Annotated in this window: 17 protein-coding genes; 6 read left to right on the forward strand and 11 right to left on the reverse strand. The window is 68.5% G+C overall.

The window, feature by feature from the left end; translation table 11 throughout:
* Positions 1-31 precede the first annotated feature (31 nt).
* The 3 genes from ENC19_RS17475 to ENC19_RS17485 are packed head-to-tail and all read left to right on the forward strand — an operon-like array spanning position 32 to position 4,327.
* A complete protein-coding gene (locus ENC19_RS17475; RefSeq protein WP_164448203.1) occupies positions 32-880 on the forward strand; it encodes an AAA family ATPase in 849 nt (282 codons plus the stop codon).
* Complete coding sequence (locus tag ENC19_RS17480) at positions 877-2,094, forward strand: VWA domain-containing protein (RefSeq protein WP_164448204.1); 1,218 nt, start codon at positions 877-879, stop codon at positions 2,092-2,094. Before ENC19_RS17475 ends, ENC19_RS17480 begins: the two co-directional genes overlap by 4 nt.
* On the forward strand, positions 2,033-4,327 hold the full coding sequence (locus ENC19_RS17485) for a CHAT domain-containing protein (protein ID WP_164448205.1): 2,295 nt from the start codon (positions 2,033-2,035) through the stop codon (positions 4,325-4,327). Before ENC19_RS17480 ends, ENC19_RS17485 begins: the two co-directional genes overlap by 62 nt.
* Here ENC19_RS17485 and ENC19_RS17490 read toward each other — a convergent pair.
* The 6 genes from ENC19_RS17490 to ENC19_RS17515 form a co-directional block, all read right to left on the reverse strand.
* Entirely contained in the window at positions 4,320-5,687 is a 1,368-nt protein-coding gene (locus ENC19_RS17490; protein WP_164448206.1) for a hypothetical protein, read from the reverse strand. The genes ENC19_RS17485 and ENC19_RS17490 overlap by 8 nt on opposite strands.
* A gap of 37 nt (positions 5,688-5,724) precedes the next feature.
* The gene (locus ENC19_RS17495; protein WP_164448207.1) at positions 5,725-7,203 is read right to left on the reverse strand and encodes a CATRA conflict system CASPASE/TPR repeat-associated protein; all 1,479 of its coding nucleotides are present in this window, start codon (positions 7,201-7,203) and stop codon (positions 5,725-5,727) included.
* Positions 7,204-7,205: 2 nt separating this feature from the next.
* Entirely contained in the window at positions 7,206-7,556 is a 351-nt protein-coding gene (locus tag ENC19_RS17500) for a CATRA system-associated protein (protein ID WP_164448208.1), read from the reverse strand.
* Positions 7,557-7,738: 182 nt separating this feature from the next.
* Positions 7,739-8,752: a UDP-N-acetylmuramate dehydrogenase gene (locus ENC19_RS17505; protein WP_164448209.1), complete on the reverse strand. Its 1,014-nt coding sequence runs from the start codon at positions 8,750-8,752 to the stop codon at positions 7,739-7,741.
* A gap of 59 nt (positions 8,753-8,811) precedes the next feature.
* A complete protein-coding gene (locus ENC19_RS17510) occupies positions 8,812-9,186 on the reverse strand; it encodes a hypothetical protein (protein ID WP_164448210.1) in 375 nt (124 codons plus the stop codon).
* Between the two features lie 211 nt (positions 9,187-9,397).
* Positions 9,398-10,054 (reverse strand): hypothetical protein, encoded by a 657-nt coding sequence (locus ENC19_RS17515; protein WP_328824285.1) that lies wholly within the window; start codon positions 10,052-10,054, stop codon positions 9,398-9,400.
* 388 nt (positions 10,055-10,442) lie between these two features.
* Between ENC19_RS17515 and ENC19_RS17520 the strand changes: the two genes are divergently transcribed.
* Positions 10,443-11,360 (forward strand): hypothetical protein, encoded by a 918-nt coding sequence (locus tag ENC19_RS17520; protein WP_235944859.1) that lies wholly within the window; start codon positions 10,443-10,445, stop codon positions 11,358-11,360.
* The gene (locus ENC19_RS17525) at positions 11,357-12,361 is read left to right on the forward strand and encodes a hypothetical protein (protein WP_164448212.1); all 1,005 of its coding nucleotides are present in this window, start codon (positions 11,357-11,359) and stop codon (positions 12,359-12,361) included. Before ENC19_RS17520 ends, ENC19_RS17525 begins: the two co-directional genes overlap by 4 nt.
* On the opposite strand, the gene murD is transcribed toward ENC19_RS17525, so the two are convergent.
* Positions 12,301-13,656: a UDP-N-acetylmuramoyl-L-alanine--D-glutamate ligase gene (gene murD, locus ENC19_RS17530; RefSeq protein ID WP_164448213.1), complete on the reverse strand. Its 1,356-nt coding sequence runs from the start codon at positions 13,654-13,656 to the stop codon at positions 12,301-12,303. The two genes, ENC19_RS17525 and murD, sit on opposite strands and share 61 nt — an antisense overlap.
* 48 nt (positions 13,657-13,704) lie before the next feature.
* On the opposite strand from murD, the gene ENC19_RS17535 reads away from it, so the two are divergent.
* Positions 13,705-15,060, forward strand: coding sequence for a hypothetical protein (locus ENC19_RS17535; protein ID WP_164448214.1), 1,356 nt, complete (start codon positions 13,705-13,707; stop codon positions 15,058-15,060).
* Between the two features lie 148 nt (positions 15,061-15,208).
* On the opposite strand, the gene ENC19_RS31860 is transcribed toward ENC19_RS17535, so the two are convergent.
* The 4 genes from ENC19_RS31860 to ENC19_RS17555 all read right to left on the reverse strand — a co-directional run bounded on the left by ENC19_RS31860 (position 15,209) and on the right by ENC19_RS17555 (position 18,769).
* Positions 15,209-17,128 carry a PucR family transcriptional regulator gene (locus ENC19_RS31860; protein WP_164448215.1) on the reverse strand — a complete coding sequence of 640 codons (1,920 nt, stop codon included), beginning with the start codon at positions 17,126-17,128 and terminating at the stop codon, positions 15,209-15,211.
* Between the two features lie 48 nt (positions 17,129-17,176).
* A complete protein-coding gene (locus ENC19_RS17545; protein WP_164448216.1) occupies positions 17,177-17,986 on the reverse strand; it encodes a TrmH family RNA methyltransferase in 810 nt (269 codons plus the stop codon).
* 97 nt (positions 17,987-18,083) lie between these two features.
* Complete coding sequence (locus ENC19_RS17550; protein ID WP_216592259.1) at positions 18,084-18,470, reverse strand: VOC family protein; 387 nt, start codon at positions 18,468-18,470, stop codon at positions 18,084-18,086.
* Positions 18,470-18,769, reverse strand: coding sequence for an ArsR/SmtB family transcription factor (locus tag ENC19_RS17555; RefSeq protein WP_164448218.1), 300 nt, complete (start codon positions 18,767-18,769; stop codon positions 18,470-18,472). Before ENC19_RS17555 ends, ENC19_RS17550 begins: the two co-directional genes overlap by 1 nt.
* Between the last annotated feature and the right edge of the window lie 20 nt (positions 18,770-18,789).

Below are 18,789 nucleotides of genomic sequence, written 5' to 3' on the forward strand. Positions count from 1 at the left end.
ACAGATTACCGCCCTACGGGAATCTCGAACGATGCCGAATGCGCTCTTCGCTAGCCCGGAACGGGTCGCAGCAATCCTGGCGTCGCAACACTATCTGACAGACCCCGGCCTCGCGGCAGCGGTCTATCTCGCCGATCAGCTTGCCATGCCGTTGTTTCTGGAAGGCGCTCCCGGAGTGGGAAAGACGATGCTGGCGCAGAAAGTCAGCGAGGTTCTGGGTGCGCACCTGATCCGGCTACAGTGCTATGCCGGCATCGATCGCTCGCAGGCTCTATACGAGTGGGACTTCGCTCGACAACTGCTGCACGTGCGCGCCGGGCATGACGGCCGTTCGATCTACCACCGCGACTTCCTGATCGCACGGCCGATTCTGCGCGCGGTCGAAGAGCGACCGTCCGTGCTGCTCATTGACGAGATCGACCGGGCGGACGACGAGTTCGAGGCATTCCTGCTTGAGGTCTTGGAGGGCAAGACGCTGAGCATTCCTGATTACGGGACGATCCAGATCGACGAGCCGCCCTTCGTGGTACTCACCTCGAACGGCACCCGGGAGGTGCACGGCGCCCTCAAGCGGCGGTGTCTCTACCACTGGATAGACCACCCCGATGAACAGCGCGAGGCAGAGATAATTCGACGCAACGTTCCAGAGGTGGCCGGAACTCCGCTCGCTGAGCAGATAGCGGTGGCGATGAACCGGTTGCGGACGTTGCCGCTGGTCCGACCACCCGGTGTGGCGGAGTCGATCGGTTTCGCTCGCGCTGCGGTAAGCCTCGGACGGCAGACCGTGGCAGACGCGGCAGACGAGGCGCTCGGCGTCCTTGTCAAACACCACGAAGACCAGGAGACCGTACGCGGCATCCTCAAGTCAGGCCGGACATGAGGATCCGCGACGACGCGGTTGGCGAGCTGGTCGGCTTCGCCCGCCGGCTACGCGCGGACGGCCTCGCCGTCGACCTCGGGCGGGTAGCCGCCACGCTGCGGGCGCTGGCCTCGTACGGCGTTCTCGGCAGCGATGACCTTTACTGGTCCACCCGACTGACCCTGTGCTCTCGGCGTGAGGACGTACCGACGTTCGACACGGCGTACCGGGCCTGGTTCGGTCTGACACCGCCCACCGTCGGCGTCGCACCGCTACGGCGCGACGCCGACCGAGCCGGTGCATCAGCAGTTGACACCGTAGCGGCCGATGATGCCGCAGATTCACCGATGCCAGGCAGCGCCGGCTTCGTCGAGCAGTTGCGGATGCCGCCACGCTTGTCGTTGAGCCCCACCGACATCGCCGAGACGTCCGGCTTCATCGCCGACTTGACCAGGGCGTACTCCCAGCGTAGAACGAGCCGACGGGTACCCGGTGGCCGCGGGTCGCTCGACGTCCCGAGAGTCGCCCGGACAATGATGCGCCACGGCTGCGAGCCGCTTCGTCTCTCCTACCGGCGCCCCGCGCGCCAGCGTCGTCGTCTGGTGCTGCTGATCGACGTCAGCAAGTCGATGGAGGATCACCGCAGTCTCCTACTGCGGTTCGCCTACGCGGCCGTGACCGCCGCGCCGGCCACGACCGAGGTCTTCACGGTAGGCACCCGACTCGACCGGATCACCGCCCTGCTGCGACGGCCTGATCCGCAGGCGGCTATGGACGCGCTGGCCGATCGACGCGCCGACTGGGACGCCGGAACCAGACTCGGCGCTGCGGTCACCACGTTCACCCAGACGTGGGGCGAACACCGGATGGTACGCGCGGCAAACCTCGTCCTCTTCTCCGACGGCTGGGAGCCGGCCGGGCCTGCCCCACTGGTGGCACAGATCGCGCGGCTGGCCCGATTGGCCCACCGCGTGATCTGGGCCTGCCCGGACACCGCCGAGCCGAACTTCACCCCCGTGGCGCCGGCCCTGGTGGAAAGCCTTCGCTACGTGCACCTGGTAGCCGCCCACGACCCTGCTGCGTTGCGCACACTTACCGCATTACTGGCCTGTACCACATGTGGACCGCGCTGTCCGCGCCACCGCCAGCCAGCGAACTGGAGAGTATCGCCCCATGACCGTGACATCCCGTTCGCTCGCCCGCGACACGATGCTGGCCCTGGCGCAGCACGCTGAGGACGCGATGGTCGCGTTCCGCAACCGGGACAAGTTGGCGGTGGCGGTCGGCAGCGAGCGGGCCATGTTCCAACACGCTGTCCAGGCCTACCTGAAACAGGCCGCCAGCGGTTCAGACGAGACACGTGCCGACCTGGACTGGTCCAACCGCAGCATCGCACTGCGCAATGCCGCCGACATCCTGGGCTTCTGTGCCTTCATGGGCACCGAGTTACCCGACCAGCACGACGTCGAGGAGCTGTATCGGGCGGCGCTCGCGCAACTGCGGCCGCTCGGCACGGGAAAACCGGCGCTCGACCGGCTCTCCGAGGTCACCACCACCTATCGGTTGGTGAGGAGTTTGCGGGTGGGGGGCCGACACACCGAGGCGCTCCGCGAGGCACGCCTTGATCCGCCGTTCTACAAGGCCAGTGGTGCCGAGCCACGGATCGCGGATGTCCAGTTCGAGACCGGTGCCTGCCTGTTGGCGATGGGTCGGCCCCGCCAGGTGTTCAAGGCCCTCGGCGAGTCAGGAGAGACCTACTGGGAGGCCACCGAGGCCGCCGCATACTCCACCCGACATCGGTACGGGTTCGTCCTCGCGCTCGCCGAGCAGTCCGTCGGCGAATGGGACCGCGCCATCCAGCGGATGGAGGTGGCACTGGAACATCTGGTCCGCCACCGCGTTCCCGACACTCGTCACCTCACGTACGAGTTGTCGTTGACCCTGACACTCGCCGAGACGCTGGCCGCCGCGTTCTCCCGGTCGGAACGGGCGGTCACCCTCGCCCAGCAGGCGCTCGACGTCGCCGAACAGATTCGTGAGCGATGGGGGGTGATCGCCCGTGCCCGGACGCCCCTGTCGCGTGCCATCCGGCGGGTCTATGGGGATCTCGCCCTGTTGGCGGCACAGCTGCGCGACAGCACCATGGCCGCCCAGCTCGGTCTGCGGGTCTGCCTCTCGGCCAAGCAGACCGGATTCGCCAGCCACCTGCGCGCCGCCGAGCCACTGTTGCCGCCCCGGATCCGTGGTCTGGTCACCCAGGCACTGGCCGCCGAACGCCTCACGGTGGCACCGGAGAGCAGCCAGGACGTGTTGCGCGACCACCGTCAGCAGCAGGACCGTACGCTCGCGGTGTTGCGTGACACGATTCAGCGAAGAATCAACCCGATGTTGGCCGACATGATCGTGCCGACCGCCACGGACGTCAGCGACCTGCTGCGGGCCCTCGGTGCTCGACACGCGCTGGACCTCGCCGGGCTGCCGGACAGCCTGGCCGAGGGGACCAACTGGTTCCGAACGCTTATCACTCCCACCGGCGATGTGCTGTTCGACAACTTCGTTCCTGGCGATCACTTCGACGCGTACTTCGCCGGGAGGGGAGGGCAGCAGCCATTCAAGGACCGTCTTCACCACGACGACGCCCAGCCGAACTGGCACGCCCTGGCGGTCGAGATCCTGCCCGACGAACTGCTTCATCGACTGCGAGAGTCCGCCACTGAGGAGAACCCGCTGGAACTGCTGATCTCCGCACACCAGGAGCTGAGCCTCCTGCCCTGGGCCGCCCTCAAGGTCGACGAAACTGGCACTCGGCTGGTACATCGCGCCGTACTGACCCATACTCCGGCGTTGACCTGCGTGTCGAGGCCGCACCCGCCGGCCGTGTCCGGCCCGGCGCTCGTCCAACTGATCGCCGAGAACGATCTGTGGGTCGAGGGCGAACGCCAGGCATGGAACCTCCCGGTGACGGACGGTCCGATTCCGCTCAGCCGTTGTGCGCTGGACGGTGAGCCGCCGCTACCCACGACCCGTACCCGGCTCAGCGACGAGCTGTTGGACCCCGAGGAGGGATGGCGATTCGTGCACATCGCCGCCCATGGCGACGGCACCGGTCTTGATCAGTACCTCGCCCTGCCGGCTGAGGCCGGTGGGCAGCTCTCGGCCGCGCAGGCGCTCGCGCTGCGCTGGCCGGAGTCGACGCTCATGGCCTCCTGCCACATCGGGCGTGTGGTAAATGTGGCAGAGGCCGAGCCGGTGGGATTCGTGATGGCGGTGCTCACCGGCGGCAGCCAGTGCGTCGTGGCAGCGATCGACAAGGTGCCGGACGTGCCTGCGGGACGGATGTCCCGGCATCTGGTCCAGATCATCCGTGGCGGCGGGGTACGGTTGGACCACGCACTGCGAAGGGCCCAACTGAACCGTGCCCGCGAGCACGAACTGTCCTGGGCCCTCTTCAACGCCTACGTCAGATAGGTCGCTGCCGGGTCAGTGGAATACCAAGTACCGCGGACACCCGCTCAGCCCGTCCATTCTCGTGCGCGTACGCGTCGAGCATGTACCAACGGGCCCGCCAGTCGCGAAAGCCGGCGCTGCCGCCCATCGCCACCCGGCAGGCCTCGACGCTGTCGATGAAGCTCGGCATGACGGCGCTACCGATACCCCGGTGCACGCTCCGCTGCTTGCGACGACCACGGGCATCGGTCACCCGCTCGGTCATCCAGGCACACATCGCCTCGACCGCCTCGTCGTCGAGCAGCTCGTGAGCGAGAAAGGGCGCGAACGTCCACGAGCTGGGCAGCCGCAGACCGGGCATGAGCAGCGCCGCGCTGAGTCGGGTCTGGACGATCGCGAGCTTGAGGGTGTCCCGAGGCTCGATCCGTTCGCCCTTGGAGTTGACGATCGGACGCTCGACGTAGTCGTAGGCATTTTTGAAGCGCTCACACAACCGGCGGCGGGTGTCGTCCCAGCTCTCGTCGTTTCCGAGCGGCAGCCGACCGAGTTCGTCCATGTTCGCGGAAAGCGCCAGCATCAGCAGCACCGCACGGGCCGTCATGATGCCCGGATTGATGAAACTGGTGGGTAGCGCGAGGCGGGTCTCGGACACCTCGTCGGCGAATCCAGGCCCGTTGGCGATCCGGTCAGCAGCGGCCAGTGCCTGCTCACCGACGTCCACCCCGTTCGTCAGCTGGTCGAACATCCGCTGCGCGTACTCGGTCTGGTCGGCCGACCCGTACTCCTCCGCCCAGTGGCCGATCACCCGCTCGGCTACTCGACAAGCCGTACCTGCCTCGGCGAGGTTGAGTTGCAGCAGGATCTCGTCCAGTGCCAGCGAAAACTCAGTCCGGTCCACGGCATCGGGTGAGCGACGGGGGTACGTCATGTACTCGCCGTGCCGGTTACGGGCTTGCTGGTGCTCCATCTGCGCCCGCAGGTAACCATCTTCGGTATCACGCTTGGACTCCGCCAACGCCTGGGCGCGCAGGGCACCGAGGGCCCTGGAAGCATGTTCCGGCCAGGGCAGCATCAGCGCCGCGTTCTTGGTCCTGGCGATGAGCTCGTACCTTGCCTTGATCGCGGCCAGCACCTCGGCGTCGTCCTCTCGACGGCCGTCGCTGATCTGGGTGAGAGCGCTCCAGGTCGCCTCGTAGATCAACCAGCCCATCAGCGGCAGTCGCGCCGCGAGATGGCGAGGAGGCAGTTGCGTCCGTTCCTCCCGTCCATACTCCTCGACGTCGGCTTCGATGCTCCTCACCAGGTCGTCGTCACAATCGATCTCGCCCGCGCGCAGGGCGTGACACAGTGTCCGCAGCCGCTCAGCGCTCATCATGGTCAACAGGTCTCCACATCGATCGGACCGGGGATTGTTCGGTTCACCAGGATGTATGGCGCGAGCGCGTGGCTCGCCTCATCGCGATGAACCCCACCGACACGGCCGCAGCGGTGATCGCTACGGCAGTCCTGCTCAGCTGCACTGTCGCCGGATGCCCGGTGCGCCAGCGGATCAGCGCGGTCGTCGCGAGCCAGACAAGGGCGGACGCGACCGAGATGCCCGCAAGCCCGGCCCACAGCCAGCGCCATCTGGATTCAGGTCTCGATCGCAAGGCGACGGCGAGCGGGATGAGCAACGCGACACAGGCGATGGTGACCACGGAGGGCATCTTCAGCGATGCGTACATCGGGATGGAGTAGTCGAAGGTCTGCGCGGCGGCGAGCAGCAACCCGATCGCCGCGATGACCGAGGTCTGCAGCACGGAGCGGAACTCCGCGCGTTCGCCCTGCTCGCGCAGCCGTTGCTCGATCTCGGCTGTGCCGATCCGAGCCATCGGCTCGGCGTAGCTCACCGCGTCTCGAACGGTATCCGCCTCGTCCAGAATTTCTACCAGCAGCCATTTCGCGTACCGCAGATCCTGACCGACCGGGTCAGACACATGCGGGGCCACCACGTCGCCACCCACGTCAGGTGAGACCGGCTTCACCCACCCGGCTTCCAGCCAGACCCTAGCGTTGGCGGTCGCCGCCTCCACGGTGCGATGCATCGTACGCAGCACCGCCTCATGGGCGGCGACAAGCGCCACCTCGCGCCGAAGCGTCGACAGCATCGCCTCCCGCACTGCCGCCCCCCGTGGATGCTTCACCTCCGCACGCTCGAACCGTCCGGCGCGTTCGAGCAATGCCTCGGGCTGGTACACCATGCGCCGCTCGGCCAGTCGTCGTGCCTGGTGCCGCACGTTGGCCATCTCCCACAGGTAGGCGGGCAACGGACGCAGGACGGAGTGTCCGTGCGGCCAGACCAACCGGTCGCTGTCGCACTCACGGTCGGCCGGCGCCAGGAGTACCATCACCCGCTCCAGCCGATGCGGCTCCGCGGCGCCGCCGACCTCCCAGAGATAACAGCCTTCGAAAAGGACGGTCGGCGCAGCCTGAAGCGAGCCGAGCCCGTCGGGCAGTGCCGCCGCGACAATCCCGGCAAGTCGATCTGGGTCGCCGTCGCCGTCGTACAAACCGTAGAAGAGCCGGACCCGACCGGAGTATCCGCTGTCCTGCGGCCGACCGAAGGCGTTGCGCCAGTCGCGGTCGAACTCGCGCCAGGTGCCGCTGTCGTCGTCCGCCGCAAGGCAGACGAGAAACGCTGCGACACGCGCGGTGACGTACTCAAGAGCCTCGAAGATCAGACCTGGGGTGGGTGAGGAGAACAACCTACGCGCCGACTGGCGGCTGGGGCGGGCCTCTGCCACTTCGGACAGGTTGGCGATGCCGAGTGTGCGGCATGCGGCAACAAGCGAGGCGAGTACGTCGCGATGCGGCCCAGTGTCCAGATAGTTGTACACATGCAACGCCTGACGACGCACCCTCATCGCTGTAGCTCGCCCGTGTCGTGCGGAATTCGCTGCCTAACGAGCCTGATCCGCCCAGTCAGGTTGTCGCTGCTCGTCCGCATCGGGGGAGGCATCGGCACCGACTCGTCCGGCGGTTTCAGCTCGGACCTTGCGCCATGCCGGAAGAACCGCAGATCGATGTGCTCTCGGGCGCTGCGCACGCCTCCGAGGTCCGCACGGTCCAGGGCTTCCCCCATGCGCTTTACCGCGTCGTCGACCGCTTCCCATTCGACGAGCGGCAGCTTGCCTTTCTTCCGGACGAACTCGAGCGTCTGTACCGCCTCGTCGAGGATCTGAACAGCTTCAACATCGCCAATGTCAGCCATCGACATGGATGGTAGGCGAGGCGGCCCCGTGGGATAAGTCGGCCGTTGGAATACTTCGCCTATCGTTAGGGCAGCCTGCCCGCGACACGGGTAGCGCCCATTATGGACGTTCGGCCGACGAGTTTAATTCGTACGCCTCACGAATGTCAGTGACGCCGCCGGATTCCCGGGGGACTTCATGATCAGAAAGAGCAGTTGACGAGATCACATTCGGGGCCGAGCCGAATGCCGAAGCGAGCCTCCACCCCGTCCCGGATGTGCGCCGCGAACTTCATCACGTCAGAAGCGGTGGCTCCGCCGCGATTGGTCACCGAGAGCGCATGGCGGGTGGACAGCGACACGGTGCCGTTGCCCCACTCACGGCCGTAGCCACGCGGGAAGCCGGACCGCTCGATCAACCACGCCGCCGGCAGCTTCGTACCCTTGACGTCGAAGTAGCGCGGACATTCGGCCGCGCGTTCCGGTACGTCGGCCAAGACCGGGTTGACGAAGAACGAACCGACGCTCCATGTGTCATGGTCCCGTGGATCGAGCACCATGCCCCGGCTACGTCGCAGTTCGAGCACCGCCTGTCGGACGTCCGCGGGGGCCGCGGTGCCACCGACCTCGATGCCCAGTCGGTTGGCCAGATCGGCGTACTCGATGGCTCGCGACTGCTCGCTGCGGCGCAGCCGGAACGTCACCTCCACCACCACCCAGCGATCACTACGTTTGAACACCGACTGCCGGTGTGAGCCGAACCCGCAGCGGTCCGCCGGCCACCGCTCCAGGTCGCCAGTCGTGCGATCGAACACCAACAGTGATTCGAGGACGTCCGAGGTCACCGTGCCGAACGCGCCGACGTTCTGCACGGGCGTGCCGCCGGCTGCGCCGGGAATGCCGGACAGCGCCTCAAGACCGGCAAGCCCCTGGTCAAGACTCACCCGCACGACGTGGTCCCAATCGACTCCGGCGGCGGCAGTCACCCGCTCGCCGTCGACGTCGAGCTCCGAGGAGCCGACCTTGATCACCGTGCCGTGCCAGCCGATATCGCCGACCACGAGGTTGGATCCGCCACCCATCACCAACAGCGGATCATCCGACCCGGCCGACTCGTGCAGCGCATCGACCAGTTGCGACATGGATTCGGGCACGAGCAGGCGGCCGACGGGCCCGCCCACCCGCATAGTCGTGAGGTCGGCGAACGTGATGGTCACGCCGCTCAGCCTACTGTTCGGTCGCCGGGCGGTCGGCTGCGTCTCCCCACGCGCGGGGCTCAGGACGACGAGTGCAGGCGACGCGCAGCGACCTCGACCGCGCTGTCGCAGATCGAGCGGTACTCAACCGTCGGGATCCTTCGCAGTCGGAGGCCGGCCAGGATGTTCACCGACCAGGCCACCATCTCCTCCGGCTGGCGACCGTTCACCTCAAGAAACAGCTCGACATCGTGATCGTTGGAGGTCCGCTCAAGGTATTCCTGCACCACTGCGAGGAGTGCGGTCCCGAGCGCCAGGGCGCAACCATGCCGACTCTCTTCGTCAGCGCCCGTGTCCGTCGCCGCCATTATCCGGTCCAGCAACCTCAATGCGTCGACGGCTGCCAGGCGATACCCGTCCTCCAGGGAAACCCGGTTGCCAATGTCCTCGATCACGGCACGTCCCGTCGAGCCCGGCCCGACACCGCTGCGATAACGACAGTTCATGCTAGCGATCGATGTGCGGGGTGACTTGTGATTGTGGTCTTCCTGGAAGGAAGTCGACTCACAGTAGTCAAGCCGCGTCACCGTCCTCGTGCAACCGGACTGTCGGACTCCGGTCAGAGGATTCATCGCGTCTTGAGCCGAAGGCGAGTCTCCGGATGGCTCAGTAGCTCAGGAGGGCAAGGGTCGCGTCGTCGTGCCGCTTGAGCGGACGGCGACCCGGCTTGACGAGCAGTTCGGGATGGCTCATCTCGTACGCGCGCACGGTGTCGATGATGGCGCGAGGTCCGGACCGCTCGGCCAGCTCGAAGACATCGGCCCAGCCGAGTCGAAAGAACTCGGTGAGCCGCGAGGCACCATCGGTGCACAGCAACATCCGGCGTAGACCCGCCCGGCGGACACTGCCGGTCACCGCCTCGGCTGCCGCCGCCGGATCGGTCGATGCCACCCAGAAACCGCCCGGCCGGTTGCGCAGCTGCGCGACGGCGTGCCGATCGTAGGCTGGCAGATGATCCGTGCGGTCGTCATGCACGGCGGTGATGCCTTCTGCGTTCTCGTAGACCACCGACGAGTCGCACAACACGAGGTAATCCACCCGGTCTCCCCGATCGCGCACCATGGCGACCGTCGACGACGGACTGTGCGGGTTCGTCAGGTCGCACCGGCCGCCGTGGTGGTGACGCAACCGGTCGATCGCCGCTGCCAGGATGCCGTCCAGGCCGCTGCTCTGGTTGTCTGTCAAGGCCTCGGTCAGGAAACAACCGAGCGCCCGTACCAACCACACGGGGTCATGCACACAGCCGGTGTCCAGCCCGGGCAACTGCGTGACGCCGTCAAGAACGATCACGAAATCCGCAGTGGCCACGACGTGATCCTCGTTGGGTCGGTCCGAGCCCGGCGCGCTGGCGAGAGCGATGTGCATCCTTCGCCCTCTCGATCCTTGCCACGATGGACGACGACGGACGCCACTCGGCCGCGGGCACCATCCGCCTGGCGGATCTTACCGACCTTTTCGGTGTGACTGTCGTATCGGGGCGTCGCCTGTCGATCAATACTTGACGGCCCTAGTATCGATGCCACGCCGTCGCTGAAACTGCGAGAGGAACGTCGTGGTCGCATACGAGCCGGTGATGCTGCCGAGGTGCCCATCGCAACCGTCGCCGCAGACGATCGTCGCGGACGTACATCACTGGGCCACCTCTGCGCCCATGCGCGATCTGGTCGACGCCTTCGGCGGCGCGTTTCCCGCGACTTCGGATGATCTGACGGCTACCGGAGTGCTGCTGAAATGGCTCGATGACTTCTCCGCCGGCTGTTGGAACTTCCGGGCCGGCGCCGAACGTCCGGCGGCACCCGAGCCCGAATTGGATGGTGACACAAGGGCGTTGGTGTTGTCGGCTGCGGTGGCGCTCGGTCTGGTCGAGGCCACCAAGCCGCTGCACGAGCAGTACACCCACCTGATCGTGCTCGGCGGCATGGCGCGTGCCTGTCTGCAACGGACTTCCTACGCCGCCGCCCTGATCAACGGTGGATTCGTCGGCCGTCCGGAGGTGGCGGCCCTGGGCAGCTTCCGGCCCCTCGCCACGGAGGAGCAGGCACTGCTCGCAGCACACGGGGCGGCCGGCGGTGCGACCGAGATGGACGCAATGGACGCCGGTGTGCAGCGATACCTCGGTCTTCGGTCGCCGATCGATGACGAGTCCGTCCTGGACGGGAGCAATCAGAACCTCTCCTGGCGGGTACGCACATACCAGCGCGACGACACGCCGACCGTGCGGGTGCTCGCCGCACCCTCCAGCGACCCGGCACGGCGGGCCAACACCGGCGACACCCAGCGGTACTGGGCGCAGCGATTGCAACTAACCGCAGAGGATCGCGTTCTGGTGGTCACCTCGGCGATCTACGTACCGTTCCAGCACGCCGACGCGATCCGGACCCTCGGTGTCCCCTTCGGAGTCGACGTGGACACCGTGGGAGTGGAAGCCGACTGGTCCCACGAGCCGACTCTGCACCAACCGGTGACTCCGGGGAAGTACCTACAGGAGATCCGCTCGGGCATCCGGTCGATGCGCTGGCTGGTCACGGCGGCGCAGCAGGCGACGGCGCCGACGACCGCGCCAGCGTGACCGGCTTCCCGGCCGTCGAACTGCCCGGCACTCGTTCCCCCGCTGATCCGGCGAGGCTGATCGAGGCGATCGACGGCTGGACCGGCGCTGCTGCCCTGCGCACCCTCATCTCGACGTTCGGCGGGGCGATGCCAAAGGGTAAGCTCGGTGACCGGTTGGACTGGCTCGACAGCTTCTCAAGGGTCTGGGACAGCCGAGACGGCGGCGAGCGTCACGAGTCCCGGCAGATCGACTACGACCGGAGCATCCGTGACCTGGTCGATCGAGCGGCCATGTCGCTGGGTTTGCGCGGTCGGCACCGCCCTCGGCACATTCACTACCGGCACGTGCTGGTAGCCGGTGGTGGCGTGCGGACCTGTGTCGCCCGGTCGGCTTTCGCCGTCACCCTGATCACCGGCGGCCTTGAGGCCGATCAGGTCGCGGGACTCGGCAGTCTACGACCGGTCACCGATCAGGAACGCGGCCACGCCCGCAGTCTGGGCCTACCCTGCATCGAGATCGAGTTCGACGGCATGGACGCCGGGCTGCGGCGTGCGTTGCGGCTCGACCGGCCAGTCGTCGACGATCTGGTGCCGGGCGCCGGGTCCGGCGGGTGGCGGAAACGCACATACCAGACCGGGTGCCGACTCGTCCACGTGCTGGCTGCCCCGTCCAGCGAGCCGGCGATCCGCCGCGCGAACACCGCGGACACCCTGCGCTTCTGGGCCGAGCAGGTAGGACGTCCCGGACCCGAGGATCAGGTGCTGCTGGTGACCACCGATCTGCACGTGCCGTTCCAGCACTGCGACGCAGTCCGCACCCTCTCGCTGCGCTACGGCTGCGGCGTCGACACCGTGGGGCTGGAGCCACAGGCGTTGGCCGACCCGCAGCTGCGGCACGCGTATCCGACATCGGCCGTACTTCAGGAGTTGAGGTCCGCCGTGCGATCGATGCGCGCTCTCTACGAGGCGCTGCCAGCGGTTTCCTTGATGGCCTCGCGAAACGCCTCAGACCGGTGTTGATAGTTGCGGTAGCGACCGTAGCTGGGGGCGGCCGGTGACAGAAGTACCACCCCGCCGGGTGGCGTGAGCTTGCGGGCCTGCCGGACCGCGGCCGTCAGACCCTCGGCGATCTCGCTATTTACACCTGGTAGATCGGCCAGGGTCGCGACGATTCGAGGACCGCTGTCCGGGATGCCGATGACAGTGATCTCTCGTTCGGCAAGGTGATCGCGCAGCGGGCCGTAGTCCACTCCCCGGTCATTGCCACCGAGGATCACCGTGAGCGGTCTGCCGTCGTAGGCGTCGATGGCGTACATGGCCGCGTACGGGCTGGTCGCGAGGGTGTCGTCGACGAACGTGATGCCCGACGGGTCGGCGATCTCGGTGAGTCGGTGAGCCAGGCCCTGGAACTCGGCGACCGCGATCGCCAGGGTGTCCTTGCGCGCGACCACGTCCACGCCGATCGCGCCGAGCACCGCCAGCGCCACGCAGAGGTTGCCCTCGTTGTGCCGGCCCACCAACGGCAGCACCGCACGCGGAAACAGCGGCTGATCGACCAGGTGGAACCAGGGTTCGCCGTCCGGCCCGACCGCCACGTTCACTGAATCGCCCGTGCCGGCGCGTACCGCCGCGCGGTCGCCCAGTTCCACGTCCAGCCGGGGGTCGCTGCCGTTCACCACGACGGTACGTGGACCATAAGCGATCAGGTTGAGCTTGTCCCGGTAGTACTGCTGCTCGCTGCCATGGGCGTCGAGGTGCTCCGGGAAGAGCGCGGTGACCACGGCGACTCGGGGTGATTCGGTCAGATCGCTGCACTGGTAGCTGGAGAGTTCCAGCACATACAGCTCCGCCTCGGGCAGTTCGAGTGTCGGTACGCCGATGTTGCCACCGAACACGTTCGACCGGTCGACGGCGGTGAGCAGGTGGCTGATCAGGCTGGAGGTGGTGCTCTTTCCCTTACTGCCGGTCACCCCGATGGTGCGTTCGGCATGGTCGGCCATCCACAGGGCCGTACCCTGAGTGATCAGCACGCCGCGCTCACGCAGCTGTGGCATCCAGGGGTGGGTCTGCGGCACTCCCGGCGAGCGGACCACCACGTCCGCAGCGAGCAGGCGCTCCAGCCCAGCCTTACCGCTGACCAGCGGCGCCGCCTCGGCGACAGCGCCCTCCCAGGGCAGCGACAGGAAGTCCTCGCGGTCGTCCACCGCCACCAGGGCCGCCGGACCGTGCGCGGCGACGGCGGTGGCCGCAGCCATCCCCTCACGGCCAGTGCCCCAGATCGCCACAGAGCGTCCGCGCAGGTCAGACAGGTGCACGTGTGATCTCCTTGCTCGCGGCCAGCGCTGCCCGGACTAGTATGACCTGTGCCCAATAAGCAGCTGGCGCGGATGGACGCGTTCACCTTCCCGTCCTACTCGATCGACCTGTCCACCGGCGAGGTGTTGCTCGACTACGCCCTGACCGGGCCTGACGGCGAGCAACGGTTCACCGAGGTGGTCACGTTGCCGGTGCCGGCGGAGTCCCCGTCGGACGCCGCCGTGGCGGCGCTGGGTCGGGTGCTGGAGCTGCTGCACGTGGTGGCCGGGGTCAGCTACTACAAGACGGCCGCGCCGGGGCAGCTGGTGCTGCCGGCACCGCTCGGCCCGGCCGCCGTCGAGCTCGTCACGGCCGTCTACACCAAGGGCCTCGCCGAGTACGCGTACCGCAACCAACTGCCGCACGTGCTGGAGCTGACCCCGCGCGTGCCCGACGGACGGGTCAAACCCGCGGCCGAGTACGACAACTCCGACCGGCGCCCGCTGTCGGCGGTCGGCGGCGGCAAGGACTCGATCGTCAGCCTGGAGGCGCTGCGTCGGGCCGGCCTCGACCCGGTGCCCTTCTCGGTCAACCCGAACCACGTGATCAACGCGGTGAACGCGGCGTCGGGGCTGCCCGCTCTCGCGGCCCGGCGGCGCATCGACCCGGTGCTGTTCGAGCTGAACGCGGCCGGCGCCCGCAACGGCCACATCCCGGTCACCGCGATCAACTCCCTGATCGCGGTCGCCACGGCGGTGCTGCACGGCCTGGGTCCGGTGGTGATGTCCAACGAGCGCTCGGCGTCGGACCCGAACCTGATCTGGAACGGTCACGAGATCAACCACCAGTGGTCCAAGGGCGTCGAGGCCGAGGGGCTGCTGCGGGCAGCCCTCGCGGAGCACGCCGGGCTGGCCGAGCCGTACTTCTCGCTGCTGCGCCCGCTGTCCGAGCTGCACATCGCCCGGTTGTTCGCCGGCATCGACCGCTACGACGACGTGGTCACCAGCTGCAACGCCGCGTTCAAGCTCCGCGACGCCAGTGAGCGGTGGTGCCGCGGCTGCCCCAAATGCCGCTTCGTCTTCCTGGCCCTGGCTCCGTTCATGCCCCGCGAACGGATCACCCGCATCTTCGGCGGTGACCTGCTCGCCGACTCCGCGCAGATCCCCGGCTACCGCGAGCTGCTCGGCATCGACGGCCACAAGCCGTTCGAGTGCGTCGGCGAGGTGGAGGAGTCGGTGGTCGCGCTGAGCCTGCTCGCCCAACAACCCGACTGGCGCGACACCCCCGTGGTGACCGCTCTGGTCGCCGCCGTCCCCGAGCAGGCGTGGTCCACCGCCGCCACCTCCGACACCTTCACTCCAGCCGCCGCCGACCACCACATCCCCCCCACCTACCAGAAAACCCTCCAAACCCTCACCCCCTAACCCACCCACCCCACCGCCCACCCCTCCCGAGCAACGCCACGGTTGATCATGAAGTTGTTGTCATCGATATCGACGTGTCGCAACAAAAACTTCATGATCGACGAAGCTGGCGGAGGTCCGGGGGGCGGAAGGGGGTGGGAGGGGGCGGTCAGGGGGTGCGGATGGCGTCCAGGGCCAGGAGGGCTACGTGGAGGGAGAGGCAGGCGTCGACCGAGTCGAGGTCGACGTCGAGGACCCGGCCGATCCGGGCCAGCCGCTCGTAGAACGCCGGGCGGGACAGGTGGGCGACGGACGCCGCCGCCGACTTGTTCCGGCCCTGCTCCAGGTAGGCGCGTAGGGTACCGAGCAACTGCTCCCGGGGATGTTGCGCGTCGTAGGCGAGTAGCGCGCCGAGCTGCCGCTCGACGAAGGTCTGCACCCGGGGCTCGTCACGCAGCAGGTGCAGCAGTCCGGCCAACCCGACATGCGGCAGCCGGAAGATCGGCAGGTCACGTCGGTCCCGGCGGGCCGCGTCGGCGACCTGACGGGCCTCGATCAGTGACCGGCGCGCCTCCCGCAGGCTGCCCACGCCGGATCCGGCGGCGATCAGCAGCCCGGCGACGGACCGTCGGCCGGCACTCAGTACCAGCGCCTCATCGGAACGGCTGGACGCTGGCGGGTCGGGGCGGGACCGGCGCAGCGCGGCGGCGAAGGCGGACAGTGCCCGCTCCTCCGCCGCCGCGTCCGGCAGGGCGAGTAGGACGCCCACCGTCTGGTCGTCCAGGGCGCTCGTGAGCCCGGTCAGCCCGGCCTCGCGCAGCGCCTGTCCGGCGGCCTCGGCGAGGTCGCGCAACCGGGCCGGCCCGGTGTCGGCGTGGTCGAGCACCTCGCCGGAGCGTCCCGGCTCGGTGAGCGGCCCGCTGCCCGCCGGTTGACGGTGGCGCACGGTCTCCGCACCGACGTCGTCGACCCGGTGGCGGACCACCACGCCGACGAGCAGACGGCGTTCCAGCACCACCCCGAGCGCCCGCGCCCGCAGGGCCACCTCGTCCACCGGCCAGGAATGGTCGAGCAGGGCGGTGAGCAGGGTCCGGTGCAGTTGGCGTTCCAGCCCTTCGGCGTCGCGTCGGATCAGCCGACCGAGGGCCAGCGTGGAGGCGGCCCGCTCCACCAGAATGGTCAGCCTGGTCGGTGGCGCCGAGAACGAGCCGCCGTCTCCGGCCGGGACCGCGTCGGCCCGTCCGGAGGCCGACGCCGAGGCGGACCGCCCACCAGCCGACGCCGGAACAGACCGCCCACCAGCCGACGCCGAGGCAGACCGCCCGTCGGCTGGCACCGGCAACGGCTGCCCGCCAGCCAGGTCGCCACCGGGCGGCCAGCGCAGCAGCAGCCGCCCCCAGTCCTGCCCCCGGGCACCCACCATGGTGACCAGCCAGCCCCGGTCCGGGTCGTACGCCGTCCGACCCTCGGGCCGGATCCGCCGTGAGTGCTGCTCCCACCCGTCCAGCAGCAGCTCGGCGCTCTCCCCCGCCGGGTCGTACGCCAGCACCTGGCGGGACAGGTTCTCCAACACCACCGGGCAGCCGGACAACTCGGCCGCCTGCCGGACCACCTCCCCCGGGTCCGCCCCCTCCACCGACAGCTCGGTGAACCGCTGGTGGATCTCCTCGGTGGCCCGCAGCTCGGTGAGCTGGGCGTCCACGATCAGGGCGTGCACCGCCTCGGTGATCCGCACGAACGGGGTGGCCCGGCGCAGCTCCACCAGCGGCAACCCGTGCCTTTCGGCGGCGGCCACCATCACCCGGGGTACGCCGTCGAGGTAGCGCCGACCCAACTCGACCACCAGTCCGGAGACGCCGACGCCGGCCAGGTCACCGATGAAGGCCCGCAACCCGGTGTCGTCGCCGGGCAGCCCGATACCCGTGGTGAGCACCAGCTCGCCGCCGCCGAGCAGGGTGGCGATGTCCGGTACCTCGGCGACGTGCACCCAGCGCACCCGACGGTCCAGTCCGCTCTCCCCCGCGACCAGGCGCGGCGCGCCGTGGCGGACCGGGTCCAGGGCGAGGACCTCACGCACGGTAGGGAACACCCGCGACACGCTACCGTCCGTGACACGTGGGGGCCGCTTGGCGGTGCCTCAGAGTGGGTCGTCGCGGCCGAGTTCCCAGCAGGCCACGGCGGTGGCGGCGGCGACGTTCAGCGAGTCCACGCCACGGCGCATCGGGATCACCACTCGGGCGTCGCTGGCGGCCATCGCCGCGTCGGTCAGCCCGGTGCCCTCGGCGCCGAGCAGTAGCGCGGCCCGGGACCGCCGGGCCGGGTCCAGTCGTTGGATGGGCACCGCGTCCGGTGCCGGCGTCATCGCCAGCACGGTGAACCCGGCGGCCCGCACGTCGGCCAGCGCCGCCGGCCAGGGTTCCAGCTTCGCGTACGGCACGGCGAAGACCTCACCCATGCTGACCCGTACGCTGCGCCGGTAGAGCGGGTCGGCGCAGGTTGGCGAGAGCAGCACGGCGTCCACCCCCAGCCCCGCCACCGCCCGGAAGATCGCCCCCAGGTTGGTGTGGTTGTTGACGTCTTCGAGGATCACCACGCGACCGGCGGCGGCGAGCACCTCACCGGCGGCCGGCAGCGGTTTGCGCCGGAACGAGGCGAGCACACCCCGGTGCACGTGGAACCCGGTGGCCTCACGCAGCACGTCGGGGGTGGCGGCGTACACCGGGGCCTCACCGGTGTCGAGGTCGGCCAGTTGGTCGACCCGCTTGGCGTCGACGAGGAAGGACCGGGCCGGATAGCCGGCCCGCAGCGCCCGCCGCAGCACCAGCTCACCCTCGGCGATGAACAGGCCGTGCGGCGGCTCCCAGCGGGTACGCAGCTCGACGTCGGTGAGCGCCCGGTAGTCGGCGATCCGCTCGTCGTCGGGCTCGGTGATCAGGTGGACGGGCACCCGCCGATTCTGCCGGACCCCCCGACACCGGACACCGCAGGTGCCGGCGGTACGCCGGCACCTGCGGGGTGATCGTCCGGCAGAATCGGCGGGACGGCTACTTCATGGTGGCGAGCTGGATCAGGTTGCCGCAGGTGTCGTCGAGCACTGCGGTGACCACCGGACCCATGTCGGTCGCCTCCTGGGTGAACTCCACGCCCAGCCCCTTGAGCCGCTCGACCTCGGCGTACACGTCGTCGACGGCGAACGAGGTGAACGGGATGCCGTCGGCGACCAGGGCCTGTCGGAACGGACCCACCGCCGGGTGGCCGGCCGGTTCCAGCAGCAGCTCGACACCGTCGGGGTCGGCCGGCGAGACGACGGTGAGCCAGCGGTACTCACCGGCGGGCACGTCGGTCTTCTTGGTGAACCCCAGCTTCTCCGTGTAGAAGGCGAGCGCCTTGGCCTGGTCGTCGACGAACACGCTGGTCACGTGGATACGGATCACGGGTCTGGTGCCTCTCGGTCGATGGGCCACCGCTCGACGATCGAGCGCAGCGGGCTGGTGTCGATGTGGTGGAACTTGTAGCGGCCTGCTCGCCGAGTGCGGACCAGACCGGCCTGTTCGAGCACCGCGAGGTGCTGTGAGATCGCCTGGCGCGAGGAGGTCAGATGGTGCTTCATGGTCAGACGGCTGCAGATCTCGAAGAGCGTCTGACCGTCCCGGTCGATCAACTCGTCCAGGATCGTGCGTCGCGTCGCGTCACCGATGGCCTTGAACAACAGGTCAGGGTCGGCGTCCACAGACACAGTTATAGGCAAGT

This window comes from Verrucosispora sioxanthis, assembly GCF_010560025.1.
Lineage (GTDB): Bacteria > Actinomycetota > Actinomycetes > Mycobacteriales > Micromonosporaceae > Micromonospora > Micromonospora palythoicola.